Source organism: Kitasatospora sp. NPDC052868 (assembly GCF_044547105.1).
GTDB lineage: Bacteria > Actinomycetota > Actinomycetes > Streptomycetales > Streptomycetaceae > Kitasatospora.
The window spans coordinates 1-24,902 of the sequence record NZ_JBITZW010000041.1; the positions used below are offsets into that span (position 1 = coordinate 1).

Consider the following 24,902-nt stretch of genomic DNA (forward strand, 5'->3'; position numbering starts at 1 on the left):
ATCCTCGAATCCCTCGGCCTGCGCGAACGCGGCCTGGAGATCGTCTCCTGCCCCTCCTGCGGCCGCGCCCAGGTCGACGTCTACAAGCTCGCCGAAGAGGTCACCGCCGGCCTCGAGGGCATGGAGGTACCGCTGCGCGTCGCCGTCATGGGCTGCGTCGTCAACGGCCCCGGCGAGGCCCGCGAGGCCGACCTCGGCGTCGCCTCCGGCAACGGCAAGGGCCAGATCTTCGTCAAGGGCGAGGTCATCAAGACCGTCCCCGAATCGAAGATCGTCGAGACCCTGATCGAGGAGGCCCTCAAGCTCGCCGAGCAGATGCAGGCCGACGGCGTCGAAGCCGGCGCCCCCACCGTCACCGCCGGCGAGTGACCGGCGGACGGTAGTTTCCGGAAGCGGGGCCGTCCGTCCACGGACGGCCCCGCGGCCGTAGCCGGGTGGGGCCACGGAGTAGGGTGCGGCCAGAGTCGTCTCAGTGAGGTGCTGTCTCGATGCTCGATCGAGGTGTGATGCTCCCCAGCTCGTTCCAGGTCGCCCGCGCGCTGGCGACCACCCGTGTCCTGGAGGCACCGGACCTGGCGGACACCCTGGAGGTGCTGCGCCGCAACCCGGTCGCCAACGCCTTCGTCGCCACCCGGGTCGAGAGCGTCGGGCTCGACCCCTGGCGGCTCGGCGGGGAGATGTGGGGCTGGTACGACGAGCACGGCGAGCTGGACGCGCTCTGCTACGCCGGGGCCAACCTGGTGCTGGTGAACGCCGGGCCGGCCGCCGTCCAGGCCTTCGCCGAACGGGCCCGCCGCCAGGGCCGCCGCTGTTCCTCGATCGTCGGCCCGGCCGACGCGACCGCCGCCCTCTGGGCGCTGCTGGAGCGCAGCTGGGGGCCGGCCCGCGAGGTCCGGGCCCACCAGCCGCTGATGGCCGCCACCGTGCCGTCCGCCGAGATCGCGCCCGACCCGCTGGTGCGGCGGGTGGAGCGCAGCGAGGTCGAGACCGTGATGCCGGCCTGCGTGGCGATGTTCACCGAGGAGGTCGGGGTCTCCCCGCTGGCCGGGGACGGCGGGCTGCTCTACCAGGCCCGGGTCGCCGAACTCGTCTCCACGGGGCGCTCGTTCGCCCGCTTCACGGACGACGGCCAGGTGGTCTTCAAGGCCGAGATCGGCGCCGTCACCGAGGGCGCCTGCCAGGTCCAGGGCGTCTGGGTCGCCCCCGAGTACCGCGGCCGGGGCCTGTCCGAGACGGGTATGGCGGCCGTCCTCGACATCGCCCTGCGAGAGGTCGCCCCGGTGGTCTCGCTCTACGTCAACGACTACAACCTGCGGGCCCGCGCGGCCTACCGTCGGGTCGGCTTCCGCGAGGTCGGCGCCTTCATGAGCGTGCTGTTCTGATCCCCGACCGCGTTCGGGCCGTACGGGTAGTAACGTCCGGGGCATGGATCAGCTGACCGGGGTGACGATCGAGGCCATCGACCTTGCGGCGTGGGCGCCGCAGGCGCTCGAGGTCCAGGCGGTGGCGTTCGGGCTGACGCCCGAGGAGGTCGCCGTCCGGCTGCACATCGTCGGCCGGCACGCCCAGCAGCCCGGGGTGATCGCGCTGGGGGCGCTGAGCGGCGACCGGCTGGTCGGCTTCGGGTACGGGATGCCCAACCGCCGGGAGCACTGGTGGAGCACGGTGATCCAGCCCTACCTGGAGCAGCGCGGGTACGGCGACTGGCTGGACGAGGTCTTCGCGATCACCGAACTGCACGTGCTGCCCGGGTTCCAGGGCCAGGGCATCGGCTCCTCGCTGATCCGCACCCTGTGCGAGCGGTCCGGGCTGCGGCGCAGCATCCTCTCCGCGATCGACGCCGAGACGCCGGCGCGCCGGCTCTACCGGGCGCTCGGCTACCAGGACCTCGCGCGCGCCGTGCACTTCCCGAACACCGATCGGCTGTACGCGGTGATGGGCGCCGCGCTGCCGTTGCGCGGGCGGCCGGATCAGAGCGCGCCGGCGAACTCCAGGTAGAGCTCGGCGTCCTCCCGGCGGCCCACCGCGAGGGCGCGCAGCCCGGTGGCCGCGGCGCGGAACAGCGTCCAGCCGCGCAGGCGTTCCTGGTCGACCTCCAGGGCGTCGGAGAGCTGGTGCAGCCGGCGGCGGACGGCGGCGGCCGCGCCGGGGGAGCCGATCAGGGTGTCGGCCCGGTCCATGGCCAGCCGGGCCAGGTCGTAGGCGCGCTCCCCGACCAGCGGCCGGGGGTCGATCGCCAGCCAGGGCGCGCGGTCGGCGGCGAGCACGTTGCCGTGGTGGAAGTCGCCGTGCAGCAGGAAGTCCTCCGTGGCGGAGGCGGTCAGGCCCTCGGCGCGCTCCAGGGCCTCGGTGACCAGGGCGTCGGCGTCGGCGGCGCCGGGCAGTTCGCGGTGGCGGCGCAGTTCGTCGGAGGTGGTCGCGACCCGGTCGGCGAGCGAGGGGAAGGGGTGGCCCTCGGAGGCCGGCCCCCAGAGGCGGTGCAGCAGGCTGGTGGCCTCCAGCGTGGCCTTCGCCTCGGCGAGCGAGCGCAGCGGGATGTCGCCGTGCAGCCGCTCCAGCAGCAGGACCCCCTCGGCGGGGTCGGCGGCGAGCAGCAGGACGGCGCCGCGGCCGGCCCAGTGGGTGAGGGCGGCGTGCTCCTGGGCGGTCTCCGGGGTGACCAGCCCGGTCTTCAGGACGGCCGGCGTCAGGTCGTCGCGGTGGACGTACCCGACCAGGCTCAGACTGCCCCCGGGGTCGAGCACCCGCTCCAGCGTGAGGTCCCAGCGCGCGAGGTGGTCGGCCACCCGGGCGGGCAGCTCCGTGAGCCACTGCCGTCCTGCCGCGCCCCCGCCCTCGCCGACGCTTCGCGCCAGCCACTCGGGGACGGTGATCTGCCCTGGTGCTGCCGACATGCTGGCCTTCCGGTTGGTGCTTCCCCCGTGGTGCTACCTGTCCATTGTCGGCCATGCGACCGAAACCGCAGGTCAGAGATAAGGAGGGCGTGGAGGCCGGCTCAGGGGGTGGTGGTGGGGGAGGGCGTGGGGGCCGCAGAGCCGGTCGGGGAGCCGCTCGGGGAACCGGTCGGGGAGCCGGTCGGGCCGGTGGCGGGGTCGGGGAGGCCGGGGAAGGCGATGGGGGCGGCGCCCCAGCGCTTGGCGCGCAGGGCGCTCTCGCGCAGCGCGTCGGCGGCGGCGGTGCGCTGCGCGCCGGTGACGGCGGTGACCAGGTCGGCGTAGACCGTGGTGAGCCTGGTCTCGAGGTGGGCGGCGAGCTTGGCGGCGCCCGCCGCGTCGGTGACCGCGAACGGCAGCTGGTAGCCGGCCGCGGCGGCACTCGGGGTGGCGCCGGTGCCGCTGACCAGCCGCTGCCAGGCGTCCCGCCGGGCCTGGTGGGCGGCGTAGGCGGTCCGGGCGTCGGTGCGCTGGTCCTCCGGGAGCCGGGCACCGACCACGCCGTAGCCGTAGACGGCGGCGTGTTCGGCGCTCAGCGCGCCCTGGAATGCGGCGACCGCCTCGGGGCCGAGCGCCGCCCCGGTGCCGGACGCGGCGGCCGAAGCGGAGGCGGAGCCGGAGGCCGACGGCGAGGCCGATGCGGAGGTGGAGCCGGAGGCGGACGTGGAGGAGGTGGGGGAGCCCGACGCGGACGCCGTGGGCGCACCGGTCTGCACCGGGGCCGGGGCGGCGGCGAGCGGGGCGCTGTCACCGAGGGCGACGGCGTGCAGCACCCCGGCCGCGGAGACCGAGGCGAGCAGCCGGGCCAGCTGCGGGGAGGCGGCCCCGAGGTCGGCGAGCCGGGCCTGCGCGGTCTGTCGTTCGAGCGAGGCGAGCGCCGCGGCGGTGGCGATGCCCGTCCCGGCGGAGGCCGACGGCGAGGTCGCAGCGGAGCCCGCAGCGGAGGCCGGAGCGGAGGTGGTGGGGGAGGCCGAGACCGGAGTGGAGGCGGAGGGGGAGGCCGACGGCAGCCCGGCGGCCAGCGCCGCCCGGTGCTGGACGACCTCCGCCCGCAGCGGCTGGAGCTGGGCCGCCTGCCCGGCGCCGGGGCCGGTCAGCAAGGCGTCGTACCCGGCGAGCAGGGTGTCGGTTGCGGCGACCGCGCGCAGCCGGACCGGCTCGTCCGGGTCCGGCCGGCGGCGTTCGCCGGGCGCGGTCGTGGTGTCCTTGCCGTCGTCGGTGCACGCGGTGAGCGCCGCGCCCGCGGCGAGGAGCACCCCGAAGGCCAGGAAGGTCCGTCGGCTGGGCGGCTGCATCGGCGTCACTCCGGGGCGTGTACGGGAGGACGGCCTGCCCGCCTGCCCTCGTTGGCGTGAATGATTACAGAATCCTCACGTTACCGGGCCCTGATTTCGCCGAGCGGTACCGCGGTCGACCGGTGTGAGCTTGCTCGCAGTGGGTGTCGCACGGCGGCCGGGCGCCGTGCGGAATCGGTGGTTGGGTCCCCGACCGGATAGGCTTTGGGCCGAGCTGCCGCGACCCGGCCTGCGCCGAACCGGGCGCCAGGGGGCGCGGTGCGACCTTCTGACAACAGCAGACGCGGCCGAGGAGTCCACCCGGATGAGCACCACCCACATCGACCGGCTGCGTGTGTTGCTGGAGCCCCTGGCCGCCCAGGCGGGCCTGGACCTGGAGGACGTGAAGGTCACCCAGTCGGGCAGTCGCCGGCAGGTGCAGATCGACGTGGACGCCGACGGCGGCGTGGACCTCGACGCCATCGCCGAGTTCAGCCGCGAGGTCGGCGAGGCCCTGGACGCGTCCGACGTGATGGGCAGCGGCGCGTACGTGCTGGAGGTCGGGTCGCCGGGGGCCGAGCGCCCGCTGAGCGAGCCGCGCCACTGGCGCCGCGCCGAGGGCCGGCTGGCGAAGATCCACCTGGTCGACGGCGGGGAGATCGTCGCCCGGGTGCTGGAGGCCGACGAGGACGGCGCACTGGTCGAGGTGCAGCCCGTGAAGGGCCGCGGCCGGGCCAAGGAGCGCCGTCTGGAGTACTCCGAGGTGGACCGGGCGCGCGTCCAGGTGGAGTTCAACCGCAAGGACGAGAAGCTCCTCGACGAGGCCCCGGACTTCGCGGACGGCGAAGCCGACGAAGCCTCCGAGGAGGGGGACGACGGTGTGCAGTGAAGGCCTGCGCACCGACCGCACCATGACGAACGTGACGAAAGACGAGGAGGCGTAGCCGTGGACATCGACATGAGTGCCCTGCGCACGCTGGTCAACGAGAAGAACATCCCTTTCGACCTGCTGGTCGAGTCGATCGAGTCCGCCCTCCTCACCGCGTACCACCGCACCGAGGGCTCGCGCCGTCGGGCCCGGGTCGAGCTGGACCGCAAGTCCGGCCACGTCACGGTGTGGGCGACGGAGGACCCGGCGGAGCTGGACGAGGGCGTCGAGCCCAAGGAGTTCGACGACACCCCGAACGGCTTCGGCCGGATCGCGTCCAGCATCGGCATCCAGGTGATGATGCAGCGCCTGCGGGACGCCGCGGACGACCAGACCTTCGGTGAGTACGCCGGCAAGGAGGGCGACATCGTCACCGGTGTCGTCCAGCAGGGCAACGACCCGAAGAACGTGCTGGTCGACATCGGCAAGCTGGAGGCCATCCTGCCTCCGCAGGAGCAGGTCCCGGGCGAGGACTACCGGCACGGCACCCGCCTCAAGTGCTACGTGGTCGCGGTCCGGCGCGGTGTCCGCGGTGCGTCGGTGACGCTCTCGCGCACCCACCCCAGCCTGGTGAAGAAGCTCTTCGCGCTGGAGGTCCCGGAGATCGCGGACGGCAGCGTGGAGATCGCGGCGATCGCCCGCGAGGCCGGCCACCGCACCAAGATCGCGGTCTGGTCGCGCCGGGCCGGCCTGAACGCCAAGGGCGCCTGCATCGGCCCGATGGGCAGCCGGGTGCGCGCGGTGATGGGCGAGCTGCACGGCGAGAAGATCGACATCGTCGACTGGTCGGAGGACCCCCGGGACATGGTCGCCTCGGCGCTGTCCCCCGCGCGGGTGACGAGTGTCGAGATCGTGGACCTCCAGCAGCGCTCCGCACGGGTGATCGTGCCGGACTACCAGTTGTCGCTGGCGATCGGCAAGGAGGGGCAGAACGCCCGCCTGGCCGCCCGCCTCACCGGCTGGCGGATCGACATCCGCCCGGACACCGAGGGCCAGTCGGAGGACCGCCCCGAGGGCGGCCACCGGGAATCCTCGGACCAGTAGTCAGCGTTGTCCTGGGCTCCCCGCCGGTCCTCCCCGGATCGGCGGGGCGGCGCCATGTCCCTTCGGAGGGGTAGACTTGCCTTCGTCTGGCCGGACGCATGTCCGAGCACGCCCGGAACGCACCTGCGTGGGCTGCCGCAAGCGAGCGGCCAAGCACCAGCTGTTGCGTGTCACGGCGGTTGAGGGCGTCTGCGTCCCCGATCCCCGTGGCGCACTGCCGGGCCGGGGCGCGCACCTGCACCCCGATCCGACCTGCCTCGACCTCGCGGTCCGCCGCCGGGCGTTCCCCCGGGCCTTCCGGCTCCAGGGCACGCTCGACACCGAGCGGCTCCGCGAGTACATCGGGGAGCGGGTGGACGGCACCCCGGCGCCCTGATCCACTCAGGCCCGTTCGGCGGAGCACCACCCGCTACGGCCGCCGCTCCACGCGGCGGAGAACCACCGCAACAAGCACAGTGCGCGGGTAGCCGCACGCCGTGCCACCAGTCAGGTACCTCGCGATGTGGAAGTAGGTCGAGATTGCGATGAGCACTCGATGAGTACGCGATGAGTACGCGATGGGTACGCCCATGAAGTAGCGACGGTCCGGCGGACGAGACACCCCGGACTCATAGACAGGAGTGAAGTGGCTAAGGTCCGGGTATATGAACTCGCCAAGGAACTTGGCTTGGAGAGCAAGGCCGTCATGGCCAAGCTCACCGAGCTCGGTGAGTTCGTCCGTTCGGCGTCCTCGACCATCGAGGCGCCGGTCGTACGCAAGTTGACTGACGCGCTGGGCGTCGCCCCCACCGGTGGCGCTGCCAAGCCTGGCCCGCGGAAGCCCGCGGCGCCCCAGCCGGCCGGCGGTTCCGCCGCCGGTTCGGCCGCACCCAAGCCGGGTGCCCCCACCCCGGGTCCGCGCCCCGCCGCGACCCCGGGACCTCGTCCCACCCCCGCTGCCGCGGCGCCCGCCGCCCCGGCCGCGACCCCCGCCGCCGCCCCGCGTCCGGCCGGTGCGCCGACCCCGGGCCCGCGCCCGGCGGCCCGCCCGGCCACGCCGGCGGCTCCGGCCGCCCCGGCGGCCGAGTTCTCCTCGCCGGCCCCCGCCGGTGACGCCGCTCCCGCCGAGCGTCCGGCCGCCCCGGCCGCGCGTCCGGCTGCGGCCGCTCCCTCCGCCGGTGCCGGCGCCCGTCCGGGCCCGCGTCCGGCCGGTCCGCGTCCGGGCAACAACCCGTTCACCTCCGGCAGTGCGACCGGCATGGCCCGCCCCGGCGACCGCCGTCCGGCCGCGCCGGGTGCGCGTCCGGGTGCCGGTGCTCCCGGTGGCGAGCGTCCGGCGCGTCCCGGTGGCGACCGCCCCCGTCCGGGTGCCGGTGCGCCCGGTGGCGAGCGCGCGCCCCGTCCCGGTGGCGACCGTCCGCGTCCGGCCGGTGCCCCCGGTGCCGACCGCGGCGCCCCGCGCCCCGGTGGCGACCGTCCGCGTCCGGCCGGCGGCCCCGGTGCCCCCGGCGCCGGTGCCCCCCGTCCGGGTGGCGCCCCGCGTCCCGACGGCATGCCCCGTCCGGCCGGTCCGCGTCCCGGCGGCCCGAGCCCGTCCGGCATGCCGCGCCCGAACCCGGGCATGATGCCGCAGCGTCCGGCTCCGGGCCCGCGTCCCGGCCCCGGTGGCCGTGGTCCCGGTGGCCCCGGCGGCCGTCCGGGTGGTCCCGGTGGCGCCGGTGGCGCCCGTCCGGGCTTCGCCGGTCGTCCGGCCGGTCCGGGTTCGCGCCCGGCCGGTGGCTTCGGCGGCCCCCGTCCCGGTGGCGGTGCCCCGGGTGGTGGCGGCGGCTTCGGCCCCCGTCCCGGCGGCTTCGGCGGCCGTCCCGGCGGCCCGGGTGCCCGTGGTGGCACGCAGGGCGCCTTCGGTCGTGGCCCGGGCGGTCGCCCGGCTCGCGGTCGCAAGTCGAAGCGGGCGAAGCGCCAGGAGTACGAGGCCATGCAGGCCCCGTCCGTCGGCGGTGTGATGCTGCCCCGCGGCAACGGCCAGACCGTTCGCCTGTCGAGCGGCGCCTCGCTGATGGACTTCGCGGAGAAGATCAACGCCAACCCGGCCGCGCTCGTCTCCGTCATGTTCAACCTCGGTGAGATGGTCACCGCGACCCAGTCGGTCTCCGACGCCACGCTGCAGCTGCTGGCGGACGAGATGGGCTTCGTCCTGGAGGTCGTCAGCCGCGACGACGAGGACCGCGAGCTGCTGGAGTCGTTCGACATCGACTTCGGCACCGACGAGGGCGACGAGGACCAGCTGGCCCCGCGCCCGCCGGTCGTCACCGTCATGGGTCACGTCGACCACGGTAAGACCCGACTGCTGGACGCGATCCGCAAGTCGAACGTGGTGGCCGGCGAGGCGGGTGGCATCACCCAGCACATCGGCGCCTACCAGGTGGCCACGGTCGTGAACGGCGAGGACCGCCCGATCACCTTCCTCGACACCCCGGGTCACGAGGCGTTCTCCGCCATGCGTGCCCGTGGTGCCAAGTCCACCGACATCGCGATCCTGGTGGTCGCGGCCAACGACGGTGTCATGCCGCAGACGGTCGAGGCGCTCAACCACGCCAAGGCCGCGGGTGTGCCGATCGTGGTCGCCGTCAACAAGATCGACGTCGAGGGCGCCGACCCGACCAAGGTCCGCGGTCAGCTGACCGAGTTCGGTCTGGTGGCCGAGGAGTACGGCGGCGACACCATGTTCGTCGACATCTCCGCGCGCCAGGGTCTGAACATCGACCAGCTGCTGGAGGCGGTCGTGCTGACCGCCGACGCCTCGCTCGACCTGCGGGCCAACCCGGACCAGGACGCGCAGGGTATTGCGATCGAGGCCCACCTCGACAAGGGCCGCGGCGCCATGGCGACCGTGCTCGTGCAGCGCGGTACCCTCCGCGTCGGCGACTCGATCGTGGTCGGCGACGCCTACGGCCGCGTCCGCGCGATGCTGGACGAGAACGGCAACAGCCTCAGCGAGGCCGGCCCGTCCCGTCCGGTGCTGCTCCTCGGTCTCACCTCGGTGCCCCGCGCCGGCGACAGCTTCATCGTCGTCGACGAGGACCGCACCGCGCGTCAGATCGCCGAGAAGCGCTCGGCCCGTGACCGCAACGCCGCGTTCGCGCAGCGCCGGGTCCGGGTGTCCCTGGAGGACCTGGACAAGGCCATCGCCGCCGGCGAGATCGAGCAGCTCAACCTCATCATCAAGGGTGATGTCTCCGGTTCCGTGGAGGCCCTGGAGGACGCGCTCGTCAAGCTGGACGTGGGCGAGGAGGTCGAGCTCCGCATCCTGCACCGCGGTGTGGGTGCGATCACCGAGTCCGACGTCAACCTGGCGATGGGCTCCGACGCCATCATCATCGGCTTCAACGTGCGCGCCGAAGGCCGTGCGCGTACCGCGGCCGACAAGGAAGGCGTGGACGTCCGGTACTACTCGGTCATCTACCAGGCGATCGAGGAGATCGAGTCGGCCCTCAAGGGCATGCTCAAGCCGGAGTACGAGGAGGTGCGCCTCGGTTCCGCGGAGGTGCGCGAGGTGTTCCGTTCCTCCAAGTTCGGCAACATCGCCGGTGTGCTGGTCCGCGAGGGCCTGCTGCGCCGCAACGCCAAGGCCCGCCTCATCCGCGACGGCCGCCTGGTGGCGGAGAACCTCTCCATCGAGGGTCTGCGCCGCTTCAAGGACGACGCGACCGAGGTCCGCGAGGGCTTCGAGGCCGGTGTGACCCTGGGGTCGTTCAACGACATCAAGGTCGACGACGTCATCGAGACCTACGAGATGCGCGAGAAGCCGCGCGGCTAAGCAGGGCTCACCGGGGCCGGTCGACGGGTGGAAATTCCCGTCGACCGGCCCCGGTCTCGCTGTGTAGGGTCCGGGGTAGTCAGACGAGCACCACCAGCCCGGTTCAGGGCTGTCCCCGAGGCCCCCAGGTCGGCGAGACCTGTCATACATGTTCGTGGGAACACTCACCTTCGACCTGCTGCTGGGCGACGTCCACTCGCTCAAGGAGAAGCGTTCGATCGTGCGGCCCATCGTGGCCGAACTGCAGCGCAAGTACAGCGTGTGCGCTGCCGAGACCGGGAACCAGGATCTGCACCGCAGGGCCGAGATCGGCCTCGCGGTGGTGTCCGGCGAAGCCGGGTACGTCACCGAGATCCTGGACAGCTGTGAGCGGTTGGTCGCCGGCCGCCCCGAGGTTCAGCTGCTCTCCGCCAGGAGGCGCTACCACAACGACGACGATGAATGAGGTCTGCGGTGAGGGCCGGCGCACGTCGCCGTTCTCACACAGATCAGGACCGAGAGCGCCCACAAGGCTGGGCGCGGGCCGGTACTTTGGGGCATGGGCCCCGACGGGTGAGCGATCGACCCGGATACCCGGCCCACTGCACGAGGAGGCAACGTGACCGACACCGCAAGGGCGCGCAAGCTCGCCGACCGCATCCAGGTGGTCGTCGCCCAGACCCTGGAGCGCAGGATCAAGGACCCGCGTCTGGGGTTCGTGACCATCACCGACACCAAGGTGACCGGCGACCTGCGCGAGGCCACCGTCTTCTACACGGTCTACGGCGACGACGCCGAGCGCGAGTCCACGGCGGCCGCGCTGGAGAGCGCCAAGGGCGTGCTCCGCTCCGAGGTCGGCAAGCAGACCGGGGTGCGCTTCACCCCGTCGCTGACCTTCGTCGCGGACGCCCTGCCGGAGAACGCCCGGAACATCGACGACCTGCTCGACCGGGCCCGGCAGATCGACGCGGCGGTGCGCACCACCGCCGCCGGCGCGACCTACGCCGGTGACGCGGACCCGTACAAGGTCCCGGGCGCCGAGCGTGACGACGAGGACGAGTAGTCATGGCGGGTGAGCCGGCGAAGGCCGGTTCGGTAGCCGGAGCAACCGCGGGGGCGTCCTCCACCAGCACGGTGGAGGGTGCCCTCGCGGTGCTTCCGGGGCCGCGCGCCGAGGCGCCCGGCTTCGAGCTGGTCTGGCAGCAGGTGGTCGCCGAGATCGGGCGGGCCCGGTCCATCGACCTGATCTGCCACATCTGCCCGGACGGCGACGCGCTCGGCTCGGCCCTGGCGGCCGCGCTGGCGCTGCGCGGGCTCGGCCACGAGGTCCGGGTGTCCTTCGGCGACGACCCGCAGATCGTGCCCGAGTCGCTGGCCTTCCTGCCCGGCCAGGAGCTGATCGTCCCGGCCTGCGAGGTGCCCGACGAGCCGGAGCTGGTGCTCTGCTTCGACGTGGCCGCGGAGAGCCGGCTCGGCCTGCTGCACGACAAGGCCTTCGCGGCGCCCGTCCTGGTGGTGTTCGACCACCACGCCTCCAACCCGGGCTTCGGCACCCACCAGCTGATCGACCCGAGTGCCCCGGCCACCGCCGTCCTGGTGGACGAACTGCTGCGCCAGCTCGGCGTGGAGCTCGACCAGGACCTCGCCACCTGCCTCTACACCGGCGTCGCCACCGACACCGGCTCCTTCAAGTACGCGGCCACCACCCCGGCCACCCACGAACTCGCCGGGCGGCTGCTGGCCACCGGCATCCGGCACGACCTGATCTCCCGGCGGCTGTGGGACACCTCCTCCTTCGGCTACCTCAAGGTGCTCGCCCGCGCGCTCGACCGGGCCGTGTACGAGCCCGACGCGGCCGGCGGCCTCGGCCTGGTGTGGACCTGGGTGCCCTACCAGGACATGGTGCTGTTCAGCGTCACCGTCGAGGAGATCGAGGGCCTGATCGACATCGTGCGGCGCCCGGCCGAGGCCGAGGTCGCACTGGTGCTCAAGCAGGACCCGGACGGCACGCTGCGCGGCTCCTCGCGCTCCAAGGGCGCGGTGGACGTCGCCGCCGCCTGTGCCGCGCTCGGCGGCGGCGGCCACACCTACGCGGCCGGGTTCTCCACCCGGGACGACGTGGCGGCCGTGGTGGAGCGGTTCCGCGGCGCGCTGCGGCCCGCCAACTGATCATTTCCAGAGAAAGAACCCGATGAAGCGCAAGGGAACCGGCCCGGACGGCCTGGTCATCGTCGACAAGCCGGAGGGCATCACCTCGCACGGGGTGGTCGCCAAGCTGCGGTGGCTGGCAGGCACCCGCAAGGTGGGCCACGCCGGCACGCTGGACCCGATGGCCACCGGCGTCCTGGTGATCGGCGTCGAGCGGGCCACCCGGCTGCTCGGCCATCTGATGCTGACCGCCAAGACCTACGAGGCGACCATCCGGCTCGGCCAGACCACCGTCACCGACGACCGGGAGGGCGAGGTCACCGCCTCCGCCCCGGCCGACGGCGTGACCCGGGAGGCCGTCGACGCCGGCATCGCCGCGCTCACCGGCGAGATCATGCAGGTGCCGTCCAAGGTCAGCGCGATCAAGATCGACGGCAAGCGGTCGTACGCGCGGGTGCGCGAGGGCGAGGACTTCGAACTGGCCGCCCGGCCGACCACCATCCACTCCTTCACCGTGCACGGGCAGCGCGCGGCCGTGGCCGAGGACGGCACGCCCGTGCTCGACCTGGACGTGACCGTGGAGTGCTCCTCCGGCACCTACATCCGGGCGCTGGCCCGCGACCTCGGCGCCGGGCTCGGGGTCGGCGGCCACCTCACCGCGCTGCGGCGCACCAGGGTCGGCCCGTACGGCGTGGAGTCGGCGCGGACCCTGGACCAGCTGGAGGAGGCGGTGAAGGGCGAGTCCCCGACCGGGCTGGAGGTGCTGCCGATCGGCGAGGCCGCGGCCGCGGCCTTCCCGCGCTGGGACCTCGACGCCGACCAGGCGAAGCAGCTGTCGCACGGCGCGCGGCTGAAGGCCCCCGGACTGGGCGTGGACGGGCCGATCGCGGTCTTCGGGCCGGACGAGCGGTTCCTCGCCCTGGTGGAGGAGACGGGCGGCCAGGCGAAGCCGGTCGCGGTGTTCGTCGGCTGAAGCCGCACGCTCGTTGAGCCCCCGGGTCTCCGTCCTCGGACGGCGGGCGGGGGCTCCTCGCTGTGCGTTTCACCCGGACGGGGGAGCGCGCGAGGTGAACCGCGGTGGTGACCGGCGCAGGCGCGGTCGGGCCGCGCCGGGGAGGGGCAGGCTCCCGGCGGCGAGCAGGTCGCCGCGACGAGTCCCCTCCCGGGCCGCCCGGCCCTGCGGGGAGGGCTGCGCGAGATGCCGGATTTCCTGGACGGCGACGGGGTGGCGGGCGATCCGGGGCGGTACCTGCTGCGGATCCGCGACCTCGGCGGACGGCTGCACGGGCTGGGGTTCGTCGTCGACCCGCAGGGCACCGTGCTCACGGCGTACGAGGCCGTGGCCGGCCTCGACCGGATCGTCCTGCACACCCCCGGCGGGCAGACCCGCGTCCTGGGCCCCGACAGCGTGCTGGCGCTGCCGCGGCACGGGCTCGCGCTGCTGCGCACCGACGCGGTCGGCGGGCTGCCGGTACCGCCGCTGCCGATCGCGTCGGCCGGCCCGGGGCACCGGGTCGCGCTGGCCGGGCTGAGCGGGGAGGGCGAGCGGGCGGTGGCGCTGCGGGCCGCGGTGCTGGGCACCGCCACCGTCGTCCACCCGGTGCGGGGGGAACGCCGCCACCCGGTCGGCGGGGTGCTGCTGCTCGACCTGGCGGCGGGCGGCGCGGCGGCCGCAGTACCGGCCGGGGCGCCGGTGCTGGACGCCCGCAGCGGCGCGGTGGTCGGCGTCGTCGCGCCCTCGCTGGGCGGTGCGCAGTCCGAGGGCCCGGCGCCTGGAGGTGCGCTGACGGCGGTGCCGGCGGCGGGCGGCGGACCCGGGGAGTCGGCGCCCGAGCTGGCCGAGGCGCTGGCCCGGAACGCGGCGGGCGTCCCCGGGTACGGCCCCGCGCTCAACCTGGCCGGGGTGCTGCGGCTGGCCGCCGTGCAGCTGGCCGCCGCCGGCGCGGGCCCTGGGCGGGTCGCCGCCCTGGCCGCCGACCGGGTCGACCGCCCCGACGGGCCGCCCGGGGAGGAGCCGCCGCAGCCGTTCACCGCGCTGGTCGGTGCCCCGGGCAGCGGCCGGACCACCGAGCTCGCCGCGCTCGCCGTCCGGCGGACCGCCGCCGCCCGGCCGCTGCCGACGCTCTGGCTGCGCGGCGCCGACCTCCGCCCGGAGGACGGCTCGCTCGCCGACGCGGTCGGGCGGGCGCTGGCACCGGCCGCGCTGGAGCTGGGCACGCCGCCACCGCCGCCGCCGGGCGAGGTGGCGGCGCTCTGTGCGGCGGCGGGGCGCCCGCTGCTGGTGGTCCTGGACGGCCCCGAGGAGGCCCCCGCCCCGCTCGGGCCCGCCTGGCGGCAGGCCACCGCGCAGTGGCTCGCGGACAGCGGCGCACGGCTGCTGACGGCCTGTGGCGAGGAGACCTGGGAACGCCTCTCGTCAGGGGCCTGCGACCAGGCCGCCCCGGACGGGCTCGCGGCCGCCGCCGTCCACCGGCTCGGGCCGCTGCCCGCGGAGGCCGCGGACCGGGTGCGGCGGCGCTACGGGGTGCCGCCCGGCTGGGCGGCGGAGGCGGACGCCCGGCACCCGCTGGCCCTGCGGCTGGCGGGGGAGCTCTGCGCGGAGGGGCTGGCCGGGGAGGCCGTCCGGCGCGGCGAGCTGTTCGCGGCCCACCTCGACCTGCGCTGCCTGCGGGTGGCCCAGCGGATCGCGGCGGACGGGCACCCCCGCCGCCCGGGCGCCCACCGGAAGGGCGCCACCCGCCCCGCGGGCCGCCGGCCGGGCCGGTCCCGGCGGCTGGCGGCGGCGGTGGCCGGCCGGGTGCACGAGGCGGCCCGGCGGATGCTCGGCGCCGGGCAGGGCGGCCTGGACCGGGCCGCCTTCGAGGAGCTGTTCCCGACCGCCGGCGGCTGGGCGACGGCGGTACTCGCCGAGGGCCTGTTCGTCCCCGCCGGGCCCGGCTACCGGCTGGCGCACGGCGAACTGTCCGACTGGCTGCAGAGCCTTCACCTGGACCTCGACGCGGCGCTGCGGCTGCTGCTGGGCGAGGCCGAGGACACCAGGCCCGCCGGGCAGGCCCGGGGCGTGCCCAGGCACCGGATCGGCCCGGTGGCGGCCGCGCTCCAGCGGCTGGCCGAGACCTGGGGCGCACCCGCCCTGGACCCGTGGCTGCACCGGATCTGGCGGGCCCTGGACCTGCGCCCGCCCGGCAGCGAACCCGCCTGGTGGGCGGGCGGACTGCTGGCCGCCGGGCTGGCCGCCAGCCCGGACATCGGCGAACACCGCGCACTGCTCGACCAGTTGGCCGGCCGGATCGCCGAACGGGCCGCCGCGGCAGGCGGGTTCGAGCAGCTCCCGGCGGCCGGGCTGGGCCGCTTCGGCCCGGCGTTCTGGACCGGCCTCGGGCTGCCCGCCGGACACGAACTGGCCCTGCTGCGCCGCCTGGTGGCCGTGGACGGGCCCGGACAGCCCTTCCTCACCGCCGTCGCCGACCGGCTGCGCACCGACCCGGCGGCCGCGATCCCGTGGCTCTGCACCTGGTTCGACGACCCGCACGGCCTCGTGGCCAGGCCCGGCACCACCGTCGCCGACCTCGCCCACGACCTGCTGTACGCCCACCGCAGGCTCGCCCTGGACGATCTGACGGAGGCGCTCGCCGACGCCGCGCACCCGGGGGCCGACGCCCTGCTGACCGTCCTCGCCGCCGAGGAGCCCTCCGCGCTCTGCCGGGCGGTGGACCGCTGGAGCCACGACCCGCGGCCGGAGCGCCATGTCGCCGCCGCCGTCCACGCGCTGCGCACCGCCCCGCACGCGAGCGGAGCCGGCCGGGAGCTGCTGCGGTACACCGCGCAGACCCTGCTCGCCCGCGAGGAGGAGCCGGGCCTGCACGGCGCCGCGCTCGCCCTGCTGGTCCAGGACGGACCGGCCGGGGCGGCCCACCTCCCGGCCGCCCTCGCCGTCTACCGGCGCGGCGAGGACCCCTTCCTGACCGCTCGGGCGCTGGCCCCGGCCTTGGAGAGCGACCCGGAGGCGGTGCTCGCCGCCCTCGCCGAGCGGCTGCCCGAACCCGGCGCGGCGGTGGCCGAGGCGCTGCGCGTCCTGGCCGACGCCCGCTCGCCGCTCGCCGCCCGCCGGGGCGCCGAGCTGGCCGGGCGGCTGCTGAGGGAGTGTCCGGGCCTGGCCGGGCCGATCGCGGTCGACTACCTGGGCCGCCGGCTGGCCCGGGGCGGCGCCGAGGGCCCGGCCGCCCGGCTGGAGCTGCGGCTGCTGCTGGGCGGCGCCCTGGCGGCCCGCACGGCGGCCGTGCGCCGCCCGTTCGCCGAGGTGCTGGCGACCCCGGTGCCCGGAACCGGCGCGGACGCCCTGCGGCGCGACCTGCTGGACACCCTGCTGGCCGCCGAGGGCGACCCGGAGGTGCTCACCGCCGCCCTAGGGCCTGGCTTCAAACCCTCGCCTGCGGGGCGGACGACGGGGGTTTGAAGACACGCCCTGGAGCGGCTGGCCGAGGGCTGCGCCGCCGACGGGCGACCGGACCGGACCCGCGCCCTGGTGGCCGGGGCGGCCGCCGGACTCCCTGCGGCGGACGAGCTGCTGGCCCGCTGCGCCGAGCGCTGGCCGGCCTTCGCGCTGCTGCTCCTGCGGTGGCCCGGGGAGGCCGCCCCGCCCCCGCCCGCGGGGCCCCGGCTGGACCGGCTGCGGGCCCTCGTGGCGGCCGGTCGCGACCCGCGGTACGCCGCCGCCGAGGCCGGCCGCGAGGCCCCGTCCGGACCGGTACCCGAGCCCGCGCGGCCCGCCGGACCCCCGGCGGTGCGCCCAACCCGCCTTCCGGTGCCGAAGCAGGGCCAGACGCATGGCACGCTATAGGGGTTCGGGTTTTGAGCGTTTGAGCGTACAGAAGGTACGCGCCGTACGGAACAAGGAGCGGTCAGGGTGCAGCGCTGGCGTGGCCTGGAGGAGATCCCCGGTGACTGGGGACGCAGCGTCGTCACCATCGGTTCGTTCGACGGTGTGCACCGCGGACACCAGCTGATCATCAACCGGGCGGTCGAGCGCGCCCGGGAACTCGGCGTCCGCTCGGTGGTGGTCACCTTCGACCCGCACCCGAGCGAGGTCGTCCGCCCGGGCAGCCACCCGCCGCTGCTCGCCCCGCAGCCCCGCCGCGCCGAGCTGATCGAGGCGCTGGGCGTGGACGCCGTCCTGGTGCTGCCGTTCACCGCGGAGTTCTCCCAGGAGTCCCCGGAGACCTTCGTCCGGCAGGTGCTGGTGGACGCGCTGCACGCGCGCACCGTCATCGAGGGGCCGAACTTCCGCTTCGGGCACCGGGCGGCCGGCAACGTGGCGCTGCTCGCCGAGCTGGGCGTCCCGGCCGGCTTCGACGTCGAGGTGGTCGACCTCCAGGTGAGCGGGGAGGCGGGCGGCGGCGAGCCGTTCTCCTCCACCCTGACCCGGCGGCTGGTCGCGGCCGGCGACGTGGCGGGCGCGGGCGAGGTGCTGGGCCGTCCGCACCGGGTCGAGGGCGTGGTGGTGCGCGGCGCGCAGCGCGGCCGCGAGCTGGGCTACCCGACCGCGAACGTGGAGACCGTGCCGCACAGCGCCGTCCCGGCCGACGGCGTCTACGCGGGCTGGCTGACGGCCGACGGCGAGCGGATGCCGGCCGCGATCTCGGTCGGCACCAACCCGACCTTCGACGGCACCGCCCGCACGGTCGAGGCCTACGCGATCGACCGGGTGGGCCTGGACCTGTACGGGCTGCACGTGGCCGTCGACTTCCTGGTCTACCTGCGCGGGATGGAGAAGTTCGACTCCATCGAGGCGCTGCTCGACCGGATGGCCGACGACGTCAAGCAGTCCCGCGAGCTCACCGACGCCGGCTGACCCGCAGGACCGGGCCGACCCGCACAGCGCACAGGGGCCCGCCGACCGCTCGGAGACGAGTCGGTCGGCGGGCCCCTGCGTTGCCGCTACTGCCGTTACTGCTGCGGCGGCGGGCCCTGCTGCGGGTAGCCGTACCCGGCCGGCGGCGCGGGCGGCTGCTGCTGGCCGTCGGGCTGCGGGTAGCCGTAGCCGCCCTGCTGCGGGGGCTGCTGCTGCCAGTCCTGCGGCAGCGGCTGCGCACCCGGCGCCCCGGGCTGCGGCTGGGGGTAGCCGTACCCGGGCGGGGGCGGCGGGGCCTGGCCCGGCTGCGGGGCCCACGGTGCGCCGGGGGCCGGCTGGCCGCCCGGGTAGCCGCCCTGGCCGGGCTGCTGCGGCTGGTACGGCTGCTGCTGCGCCTGCTGCGGGTAGCCCTGCTGCTGCGGGTCCGCGTACGGCTGCGGCTGGCCCGGGTACTGCTGGGTCTGCTGCTGCCAGCCGGCCTGCTGGGCGGCGGCCTGCTGGGCGCGGATGATGTCCTCGCCGACCAGGGTGGCCAGGTCGAAGTACGCCTCGCGGACCTTGGGCCGCATCATGTCGAGGTTGACCTCGGCGCCGGCCGCCAGGCTCTCGTCGAAGGGCACCACGATCACGCCCCGGCAGCGGGTCTGGAAGTGCGCGACGATGTCCTCGACCTTGATCATCTTGCTGGTCTCGCGGACCCCGGAGACCACCGTGATGCTGCGCTGGACCAGGTCGGCGTAGCCGTGCGCGGACAGCCAGTCCAGGGTGGTCGAGGCGCTGGAGGCGCCGTCCACGCTGGGGGTGGAGACGATGATCAGCTGGTCGGCGAGGTCCAGCACCCCGCGCATCGCGCTGTAGAGCAGACCGGTGCCGGAGTCGGTCAGGATGATCGGGTACTGGCGGCCGAGGACGTCGATGACCTGGCGGTAGTCCGAGTCGTTGAAGGTCGTCGAGACGGCCGGGTCGACGTCGTTCGCCAGGATCTCCAGGCCCGAGTGCAGGTCCTGCGAGGTGAACTGACGGATGTCCATGTAGCTGCGCAGGTGCGGGATGGCCGTCACCAGGTCGCGGATGGTCGCGCCGGTCTGGCGCTTGACCCGGCGGCCGAGGGTGCCGGCGTCCGGGTTGGCGTCGATCGCGATCACCTTGTCCTGGCGCTCGCTGGCCAGGGTCGCGCCGAGCGCGGTGGTGGTCGTGGTCTTGCCGACGCCGCCCTTGAGGCTGATCACGGCGATCCGGTAGCAGCTCAGCACCGGGGTGCGGATGACCTCCAGCTTGCGGCCGCGCTCCGCCGCGGCGGCCTTGCCGCCGAACTGGAAGCGCGGCTGCTGGCGTTGCTGCTTGGGCTGGTTGCGCAGCAGGCGGTCCGAGGAGAGCTCGACGGCGGCGGTGTAGCCGAGCGGCGCGCCGTGGGCGACCTGCTGCGGGGCGGGGCCCTGCTGGAAGGCGGCGGGCGCCTGCGGGACGCCGGCCTGCTGCTGCCAGGGCTGGCCGCCGGTGGCCGGCGGCATCGGCTGCTGCGGCTGGGGCTGTTGCTGCTGCTGCGGGGGCTGCTGGTAGGCGTTCGGCTGCGGCCAGCCGCCCTGCCGGGGGTCGACCGGCGGGGACTGCGGACCGGGCACCGGCTGGCCGGCCTGCTGAGCGGCGGCGGCCTGCTGGCGCGCCTGTTCGGCGGCCCACGCGGCGGACTGCTGCGGGTCCGGGTACGGCTGGGGCTGGACCGGCTGAGCGGCGTGCTGCGGGTCGGCGTACGGCGGCTGCTGCTGCGGGTCCGGGTACGGCGGAGCCTGGGGCGCCACGCGCTGGGGATCGGCGTACGGCGGCTGCTGGGCCTGCTGCGGGTCGGCGTACGGCGCAGCCTGCGCGGCCGCGTGCTGCGGGTCCGGGTACGGCGGCTGCTGGGCGTGCTGCGGGTCCGGGTAGGCCTGCGCCTGCTGCGGCGGGGCCTGCTGGTCCGCGTACAGCTGGGCCGGGCCGGGCTGCTGCTGGTACGCCGCGCCGTCCGCGGGCGGCCACGGCTGGGCGGCGGCCTGCGGCTGCTCGGGCACCGGGGCGGGCGTGGGCCCCTGGGTGGGCGCGGGCGCCGGGGCGGGCCCGGGTGCGGGCACCGGCGGCGCGGCGAACGGGACGTGCTGCGCCTCGACATGGGTGGCCGGCACCGGTGCGGGGGCCTGCACCGGCTCCGGGGCGGCGGTCTGCGGCGCCACCGGCGCGGGACCGGGCGCCGGCGCGGCCGCGGACTCGGGGACCGGGGGCGGGACCGGGACAGGGGTCGGCACCGGCGGGGCGGCGGCCTCCACCGGGGGCACGGGCGGCGCCACCACGGTCGGCGCGGGCGCGAGCGCGGGCGCGGGACCGGGCGCGGCAACCGGCACCGCGGCCGGCACCGGCGCGGGACCGGGCACGGGAGCGGTACCGGGACCGGGCGCCGGGCTCACCACCCCTGGCGGTCCGGGGGCCGGCCCGGGCGCCGTGGGAACGGCGGGCGCGGGCGCGGGCGGTGGAGCCGCCGCGGAATCCGTCTGGATGTACCAGGACGGGGGAGTGTAGTCGGGCGCGTCGGACCAGTCGTCGTCGTCCTCCGCCGCGTTGTCGCCGACGTAGACGCCGTCCCGATCGCTGCTCACCTTGGGCTCCCTCGTGTTCGCCGCCGCTGTCCGCGGTGCCGTTGCCGCATCAAAGACTAGGGCGTGTGCCACCCCTCGTTGAAGGCGGAGTCACATCTCGCCGGGTGTACGCCGGAGGAGTGAACACGACCCGCGACGGCACCGCGGGGGCCCGTCAGTCCATCCGGCGCGGGCCTCCGAGGACCTGCTGCTCGGCCTGTCCGGGAATGGTGCGCACGTACTGGCGGCGCATCCGCGTCGTCCAGAGCGTGATGTCCTCGCCCAGGTTGGGCAGCGACTCGACGTCCTGGCGGCCGAGCGAGAGCACCCGTCCGAGCAGGTCCGCCTCCTGCGGGGAGACCCGCTGCACGCCGACCAGGTCGGCCGCGTTCAGCACCCGGGCCGCGTTCGGGCCCAGGTACGGCAGCAGGGTCAGCGTGGTCTGCCAGGGCGCGGCGGAGAGCCGGCTGCGCGGCGGGCGGGCGCCGAGGTCGCGCACCACCAGCACCGGCGAGGTCACCGAGGCGCCCTGCGGGCCGAGCCGGCCGACCTGGTGCACCGTCACGCACGGCTGGCCGCCGCCCGCGGCCTGCGCCATCGGGCCCCACAGCTGGGCGCGGCCGGTCTCCACCGCGATCCGGGCACCGGTCGCGGCGGCCCGCAGCGCGATGATCTGGGCCGTCCAGACGCCGCCGACCAGGACCAGGTCGTAGGCGGTCGGCCGGAACAGGCCCAGGACGGCCGGCTGCTTGTGCGAGTCCTCGCCGATCACCACGCCGTCGTCGCCGACGGGGAAGGCGAGCGCACCGAGGTCCTCGGTGGTCAGCACGTGCTTCTCCCGGCGCGGGCCGCGCAGCCCGAAGCCGGGCAGGATGCGGGGCCGGACCCGGGCCTGGCCGTCGCCGGGCTGCGGGGCGGGGGCGGTGAAGGTCTGGTACGCCATCAGGACGCTCCTCCCAGGGGCAGGGTGGCGAGCAGGCCGGGGGCCTGCTCCAGGTCGAGCCGGGCCAGCCCGAGGCCGGCGCTCTGCGCCCTGGCCTCCACCAGCCGCCCGACCTGGTCCACCTCGCTCTCGCTGCGCCCGGTCACCCGGACGTGTCCGCTGATCGTCACCGAGCCACCGGTGCCGTGTCCGGCGGTGAGGCTGAAGGTGCTGGCCAGCGCGGGTGTGCCGGTGACCAGGTTGACCAGGTCGGGGGCGGCGATCCGGCCGGGGGTGCCGCCGGGGCGGCTGAGCTGCGGCCAGCGGGAGATCCAGTACGTGCTGTGCCAGCGGTCGTCGATCCGCCAGAACCGGTTGCTCTCCTGGGTGCGGCGGCCGCTGCCGGCGCCGCCGCCGGTGCCCTGGCGCCCGGCCACCGCGAGCGGGTTGGCGCAGGTGGAGATGGCCAGGGCGGCGATCAGCTCGCGCTCGTCGAGGACGGTCGCGTTGAAGCCGGCGCCGTTGAGCCGCCCGGCCAGCTGGTCGGTGACCCGCTGGAGAGCCTTGCGGGCGCCCTCCTCGCCGCCGCCGCGGGCCCGGACGGCGGTGGCGGCCCGCTCGGGGTCGAGCTTGAGCGCGACCCAGGTCAGCCGCAGGCCGGGGGTGGCGGTGCCGTCCGGGAGCTCCTGGTAGGCGCGGGCGGCCAGCGACTGCTCGGGCAGGTGCGGGGCCGGCGCGGGCTGGGTGTGCTGGACCAGCTGGACGGACTCCAGCGTGATGTCGTCCACCTGCAGCGCCGAGCAGACCACGTCCAGCGGGAGCGGCAGCGCGGTGCGCGCCGGGCGCAGCGGCTGGTCCTTGGCCTGGACGAGCAGCACCGAGCTGAGGAAGGTGCCGTCGCCGACCATGCCGGTCTCGCGGCGCACCGGGCGCCCGCCGAAGTCGGCCTCGGTGGCGTGGGTGCAGGTGCGCAGGGCCGGTTCCAGCTCCAGCGCAGGGGCGAGGGCCGGGTCGGTGCCGGCAGGCGGGACGGTGGTCCTGGCCTGCTTCCGACGGGCCTTCAGGGCGGCCCGCACCCGCAGCGCCTCCGGGATGGTGCGGCCGCGCAGCGGGATCACGGCGAGCACGACCAGTGCCAGGGCGACCGCGCCGAAGGCGCCGGCGACCGGCTTGCTGATCGTCCAGCCGACGGCGACCAGCGCCACCGCGACCTCGACCAGCACGAGTTGCTGGAGCCTCAGGCGGCCGCCGAGCAGCCCCGGCCGGGGGTGGACCCGGACCGGTACGGGGGCGCCGGAGCCGCCGGCGGGCGCGGGCAGCGGCGCTCCGGCGGGGGCCGGGTCGTGCTGTGCGCGGCGGCCCGACCGGCGCGACCCCCTGCCCTGTGCCGTGCTGCGGCGCCCTGGAGCGGTCTGACTTGGCATCCCCCGAGTGACCCTCTCTGATCAGTTGTCGCGGCCCGGTTGGCCGGTTCGCGAACCGTACCCGTACCGTACTCACCGTCTGCTGCCGCATCGTAGAGGGTTCGACGCCACTCGCGCCCGGCGGGTGCGGACCACGGGGTATGTCGGTCAACAGGGGAGACGACGAGCATGGCATCGCGCCGGGACGAACTGAACGCCTACACCTTCGCCCGCAAGCGCACGGTCGGGGCCTTTCTGCTGCCCGGCGGCGGCGGCAGCGACGAGGACGCGCCGCGCCCGGTCAAGGCTGTCCTGCCGAGCGTCATCGTGGCGGCGCTGGTGGTCGGCGGGTTCGGCGTGTGGGGCGTCTTCAAGCCCGGGGCGCCGGTGGGTTGGGACGACGGCAAGAACGTCGTCCAGGGCAAGAAGTCGACCACCCGGTACGTGGTGCTGACCGACCCGGACGGCAAGACCAAGCGGCTGCACCAGGTGCTCAACATGTCCTCGGCCCGGCTGGTGCTGCCGGTGGACGCCAAGGTGGTGGTGGTCTCCGACGACGTGCTGGACAAGTACCCGCACCACGGCCCGACGATCGGCATCCCGTACGCGCCGGACAAGCTGCCCGCCAAGGACCGGGCGAGCAAGCCGATGAAGTGGTCGGTCTGCGACCGCCCGGGTTCGGACCAGTACCAGCAGACCGTCAACCAGGCGGTGTTCGTGGCGGCCGGCGACGACGCGACGGCGCTGGCGGCCAAGGACCGGGTGCTGGACATCGACCAGGCGCTGCTGGTGCAGCTGATCGACGAGCAGCAGGTCGTCGCGCAGCCCGGCGCCGGCCAGCCGCCGGTCGACCAGAGCAAGCTGAACCTGTACCTGGTCGACGCGCAGGGCCGCAAGCACGCCATCGGCGGCACCCAGACCTCCGACAAGGACAAGCAGTCGCTGATGACGGCCGTGTTCGGGGCGACCGCGCAGCCGCAGAAGGTGAAGAAGGACTGGCTGGAGACCCTGACGACCGGCAGCGCCGTCCAGTTCCCGACGGTCGACGGGCTGGTGCCGGACGTCAAGACCGCCAACTCCACGGTGGCGCTGCAGAATCCGGAGGACCGGAAGATCGGCCGCCTGGTCCGCTACGGCGACCAGCACTACGTGGTCGGCAAGGACCAGCTGTTCACCATCACCGCCTTCCAGGCGGAGCTGATCCGTCAGAACCCCGCACTGCAGGGCCTGTACAACCAGGACGCGAACAAGAACCCGCGGGTGGACGAGCTCACCCCGGCCGACCACAGCAGCTTCGGGCTGGCCGCCGGGCCGCTGAAGGGCGTGGGCGAGGACTGGCCCGCCAAGGCGGGTGCGCCGGCCAACAACTGGAAGGCGCCCAAGGACCCGCGGCTGGTGGTCTGCAGCACCTTCGACGGGGTGGCCGACGACGGCAAGACGCCCAGGCGCAGCGTCTGGGCGGGCCCGGACTACCCGGCGCAGTACAGCAACGGCGCCGGCTCGGCGCACGTGACCCCCGGTCACGGCCTCTTCTACCGGGCGATGGACAACGGGATGAGCGGCTCCGGAAGCGACTTCCTGATCACCGAGACGGGTCTGCGCTACTCGGTGCCCGCCAACACCGACGGCGGCAACAAGGACGCGCAGGCGACGGCCGGCCAGCCGACCGCGAGCGGTGCCCCGAAGGCGCCGACGGCCCAGCCCAGCGCCACGGCGGCCGCGCCGCAGCCGCAGGAGGAGCCCGGCGGGAACCAGGCCCGGCTGGGCTACCAGGGCCTGCAGCCGATCCCGGTGCCCAAGGAGTGGTCGAGCCTCGTCCCGGCCGGTCCGGCCCTGAACGCCAAGAACGCCAGGCAGCAGCAGAACGCCTGACGCCGTGTCCGGTAACGGAATTGGCCTCAGTGTCATGGTCTGGTAACTACGGCTCTCCCAGTGTTGGGCGAGCTGCGTGTGCCGACTACAGTTCTGCTGGACATCACACCGGTGATGCGACGGCGGGGCCGGGACGGCCTGCCGGA

20 protein-coding genes are annotated in these 24,902 nt (G+C 75.3%); 15 read left to right on the plus strand and 5 right to left on the minus strand.

What is annotated here, in order from left to right; all coding sequences use genetic code 11:
* The 3 genes from ACIGZJ_RS35810 to ACIGZJ_RS35820 form a co-directional block, all read left to right on the plus strand.
* A partial coding sequence (locus ACIGZJ_RS35810; protein WP_396461208.1) for a flavodoxin-dependent (E)-4-hydroxy-3-methylbut-2-enyl-diphosphate synthase occupies positions 1–369 on the plus strand: 369 nt, incomplete at its 5' end.
* Positions 370–506: 137 nt separating this feature from the next.
* A complete protein-coding gene (locus ACIGZJ_RS35815; RefSeq protein ID WP_396461232.1) occupies positions 507–1,382 on the plus strand; it encodes a GNAT family N-acetyltransferase in 876 nt (291 codons plus the stop codon).
* Between the two features lie 43 nt (positions 1,383–1,425).
* Positions 1,426–1,998, plus strand: coding sequence for a GNAT family N-acetyltransferase (locus tag ACIGZJ_RS35820; RefSeq protein ID WP_392941919.1), 573 nt, complete (start codon positions 1,426–1,428; stop codon positions 1,996–1,998).
* On the opposite strand, the gene ACIGZJ_RS35825 is transcribed toward ACIGZJ_RS35820, so the two are convergent.
* Together ACIGZJ_RS35825 and ACIGZJ_RS35830 are read right to left on the minus strand one after the other, a co-directional pair.
* A complete protein-coding gene (locus tag ACIGZJ_RS35825) occupies positions 1,971–2,894 on the minus strand; it encodes an aminoglycoside phosphotransferase family protein (protein WP_396461209.1) in 924 nt (307 codons plus the stop codon). The genes ACIGZJ_RS35820 and ACIGZJ_RS35825 overlap by 28 nt on opposite strands.
* Before the next feature lie 101 nt (positions 2,895–2,995).
* On the minus strand, positions 2,996–3,649 hold the full coding sequence (locus tag ACIGZJ_RS35830; protein ID WP_396461233.1) for a ferritin-like domain-containing protein: 654 nt from the start codon (positions 3,647–3,649) through the stop codon (positions 2,996–2,998).
* An 883-nt stretch (positions 3,650–4,532) separates the two neighbouring features.
* On the opposite strand from ACIGZJ_RS35830, the gene rimP reads away from it, so the two are divergent.
* The 11 genes from rimP (at position 4,533) to ACIGZJ_RS35885 (ending at position 17,953) form a co-directional block, all read left to right on the plus strand.
* Positions 4,533–5,096: a ribosome maturation factor RimP gene (gene rimP, locus ACIGZJ_RS35835; RefSeq protein WP_396461210.1), complete on the plus strand. Its 564-nt coding sequence runs from the start codon at positions 4,533–4,535 to the stop codon at positions 5,094–5,096.
* 57 nt (positions 5,097–5,153) lie between these two features.
* Positions 5,154–6,179: a transcription termination factor NusA gene (nusA, locus tag ACIGZJ_RS35840; protein ID WP_396461211.1), complete on the plus strand. Its 1,026-nt coding sequence runs from the start codon at positions 5,154–5,156 to the stop codon at positions 6,177–6,179.
* Positions 6,180–6,255: 76 nt separating this feature from the next.
* Positions 6,256–6,555, plus strand: a complete 300-nt coding sequence (locus ACIGZJ_RS35845; RefSeq protein WP_392941928.1) for a YlxR family protein — start codon at positions 6,256–6,258, stop codon at positions 6,553–6,555.
* A 249-nt stretch (positions 6,556–6,804) separates the two neighbouring features.
* Positions 6,805–9,975 (plus strand): translation initiation factor IF-2, encoded by a 3,171-nt coding sequence (infB, locus tag ACIGZJ_RS35850; RefSeq protein ID WP_396461212.1) that lies wholly within the window; start codon positions 6,805–6,807, stop codon positions 9,973–9,975.
* A gap of 148 nt (positions 9,976–10,123) precedes the next feature.
* The gene (locus ACIGZJ_RS35855; protein ID WP_030397729.1) at positions 10,124–10,420 is read left to right on the plus strand and encodes a DUF503 domain-containing protein; all 297 of its coding nucleotides are present in this window, start codon (positions 10,124–10,126) and stop codon (positions 10,418–10,420) included.
* 153 nt (positions 10,421–10,573) lie between these two features.
* A complete protein-coding gene (gene rbfA / locus ACIGZJ_RS35860) occupies positions 10,574–11,017 on the plus strand; it encodes a 30S ribosome-binding factor RbfA (RefSeq protein ID WP_387951977.1) in 444 nt (147 codons plus the stop codon).
* A gap of 2 nt (positions 11,018–11,019) precedes the next feature.
* Positions 11,020–12,123, plus strand: coding sequence for a bifunctional oligoribonuclease/PAP phosphatase NrnA (locus ACIGZJ_RS35865; RefSeq protein ID WP_396461213.1), 1,104 nt, complete (start codon positions 11,020–11,022; stop codon positions 12,121–12,123).
* A 22-nt stretch (positions 12,124–12,145) separates the two neighbouring features.
* The gene (truB, locus tag ACIGZJ_RS35870) at positions 12,146–13,075 is read left to right on the plus strand and encodes a tRNA pseudouridine(55) synthase TruB (protein WP_392941937.1); all 930 of its coding nucleotides are present in this window, start codon (positions 12,146–12,148) and stop codon (positions 13,073–13,075) included.
* A 225-nt stretch (positions 13,076–13,300) separates the two neighbouring features.
* On the plus strand, positions 13,301–16,558 hold the full coding sequence (locus tag ACIGZJ_RS35875; RefSeq protein WP_396461214.1) for a trypsin-like peptidase domain-containing protein: 3,258 nt from the start codon (positions 13,301–13,303) through the stop codon (positions 16,556–16,558).
* A 69-nt stretch (positions 16,559–16,627) separates the two neighbouring features.
* On the plus strand, positions 16,628–16,942 hold the full coding sequence (locus ACIGZJ_RS35880; RefSeq protein WP_396461215.1) for a hypothetical protein: 315 nt from the start codon (positions 16,628–16,630) through the stop codon (positions 16,940–16,942).
* A gap of 66 nt (positions 16,943–17,008) precedes the next feature.
* Positions 17,009–17,953, plus strand: coding sequence for a bifunctional riboflavin kinase/FAD synthetase (locus ACIGZJ_RS35885; RefSeq protein WP_396461216.1), 945 nt, complete (start codon positions 17,009–17,011; stop codon positions 17,951–17,953).
* A 95-nt stretch (positions 17,954–18,048) separates the two neighbouring features.
* Here the strand turns inward: ACIGZJ_RS35885 and ACIGZJ_RS35890 are convergent, their stop codons facing one another.
* From ACIGZJ_RS35890 to eccE, 3 genes are all read right to left on the minus strand, one after another.
* On the minus strand, positions 18,049–20,580 hold the full coding sequence (locus ACIGZJ_RS35890; RefSeq protein WP_396461217.1) for a MinD/ParA family protein: 2,532 nt from the start codon (positions 20,578–20,580) through the stop codon (positions 18,049–18,051).
* Positions 20,581–20,734: 154 nt separating this feature from the next.
* A complete protein-coding gene (locus ACIGZJ_RS35895; RefSeq protein WP_392941946.1) occupies positions 20,735–21,502 on the minus strand; it encodes a hypothetical protein in 768 nt (255 codons plus the stop codon).
* Complete coding sequence (eccE, locus tag ACIGZJ_RS35900; RefSeq protein WP_396461218.1) at positions 21,502–22,905, minus strand: type VII secretion protein EccE; 1,404 nt, start codon at positions 22,903–22,905, stop codon at positions 21,502–21,504. The genes ACIGZJ_RS35895 and eccE overlap by 1 nt, the downstream gene beginning before the upstream one ends.
* Before the next feature lie 168 nt (positions 22,906–23,073).
* Between eccE and ACIGZJ_RS35905 the strand changes: the two genes are divergently transcribed.
* The gene (locus ACIGZJ_RS35905; protein WP_396461219.1) at positions 23,074–24,756 is read left to right on the plus strand and encodes a type VII secretion protein EccB; all 1,683 of its coding nucleotides are present in this window, start codon (positions 23,074–23,076) and stop codon (positions 24,754–24,756) included.
* Positions 24,757–24,902: the final 146 nt, after the last annotated feature.

Bases quoted from the DNA above. Each gene is read 5' to 3' on its own strand.
- ACIGZJ_RS35905 (WP_396461219.1), top strand. From the start codon at position 23,074: ATGGCATCGCGCCGGGACGAACTGAACGCCTACACCTTCGCCCGCAAG.
- ACIGZJ_RS35815 (WP_396461232.1), top strand. From the start codon at position 507: ATGCTCCCCAGCTCGTTCCAGGTCGCCCGCGCGCTGGCGACCACCCGT.
- ACIGZJ_RS35855 (WP_030397729.1), top strand. From the start codon at position 10,124: ATGTTCGTGGGAACACTCACCTTCGACCTGCTGCTGGGCGACGTCCAC.
- truB (WP_392941937.1), top strand. From the start codon at position 12,146: ATGAAGCGCAAGGGAACCGGCCCGGACGGCCTGGTCATCGTCGACAAG.
- rimP (WP_396461210.1), top strand. From the start codon at position 4,533: ATGAGCACCACCCACATCGACCGGCTGCGTGTGTTGCTGGAGCCCCTG.
- eccE (WP_396461218.1), bottom strand. From the start codon at position 22,905: ATGCCAAGTCAGACCGCTCCAGGGCGCCGCAGCACGGCACAGGGCAGG.
- ACIGZJ_RS35865 (WP_396461213.1), top strand. From the start codon at position 11,020: ATGGCGGGTGAGCCGGCGAAGGCCGGTTCGGTAGCCGGAGCAACCGCG.
- ACIGZJ_RS35820 (WP_392941919.1), top strand. From the start codon at position 1,426: ATGGATCAGCTGACCGGGGTGACGATCGAGGCCATCGACCTTGCGGCG.
- ACIGZJ_RS35825 (WP_396461209.1), bottom strand. From the start codon at position 2,894: ATGTCGGCAGCACCAGGGCAGATCACCGTCCCCGAGTGGCTGGCGCGA.
- ACIGZJ_RS35875 (WP_396461214.1), top strand. From the start codon at position 13,301: ATGCCGGATTTCCTGGACGGCGACGGGGTGGCGGGCGATCCGGGGCGG.
- ACIGZJ_RS35895 (WP_392941946.1), bottom strand. From the start codon at position 21,502: ATGGCGTACCAGACCTTCACCGCCCCCGCCCCGCAGCCCGGCGACGGC.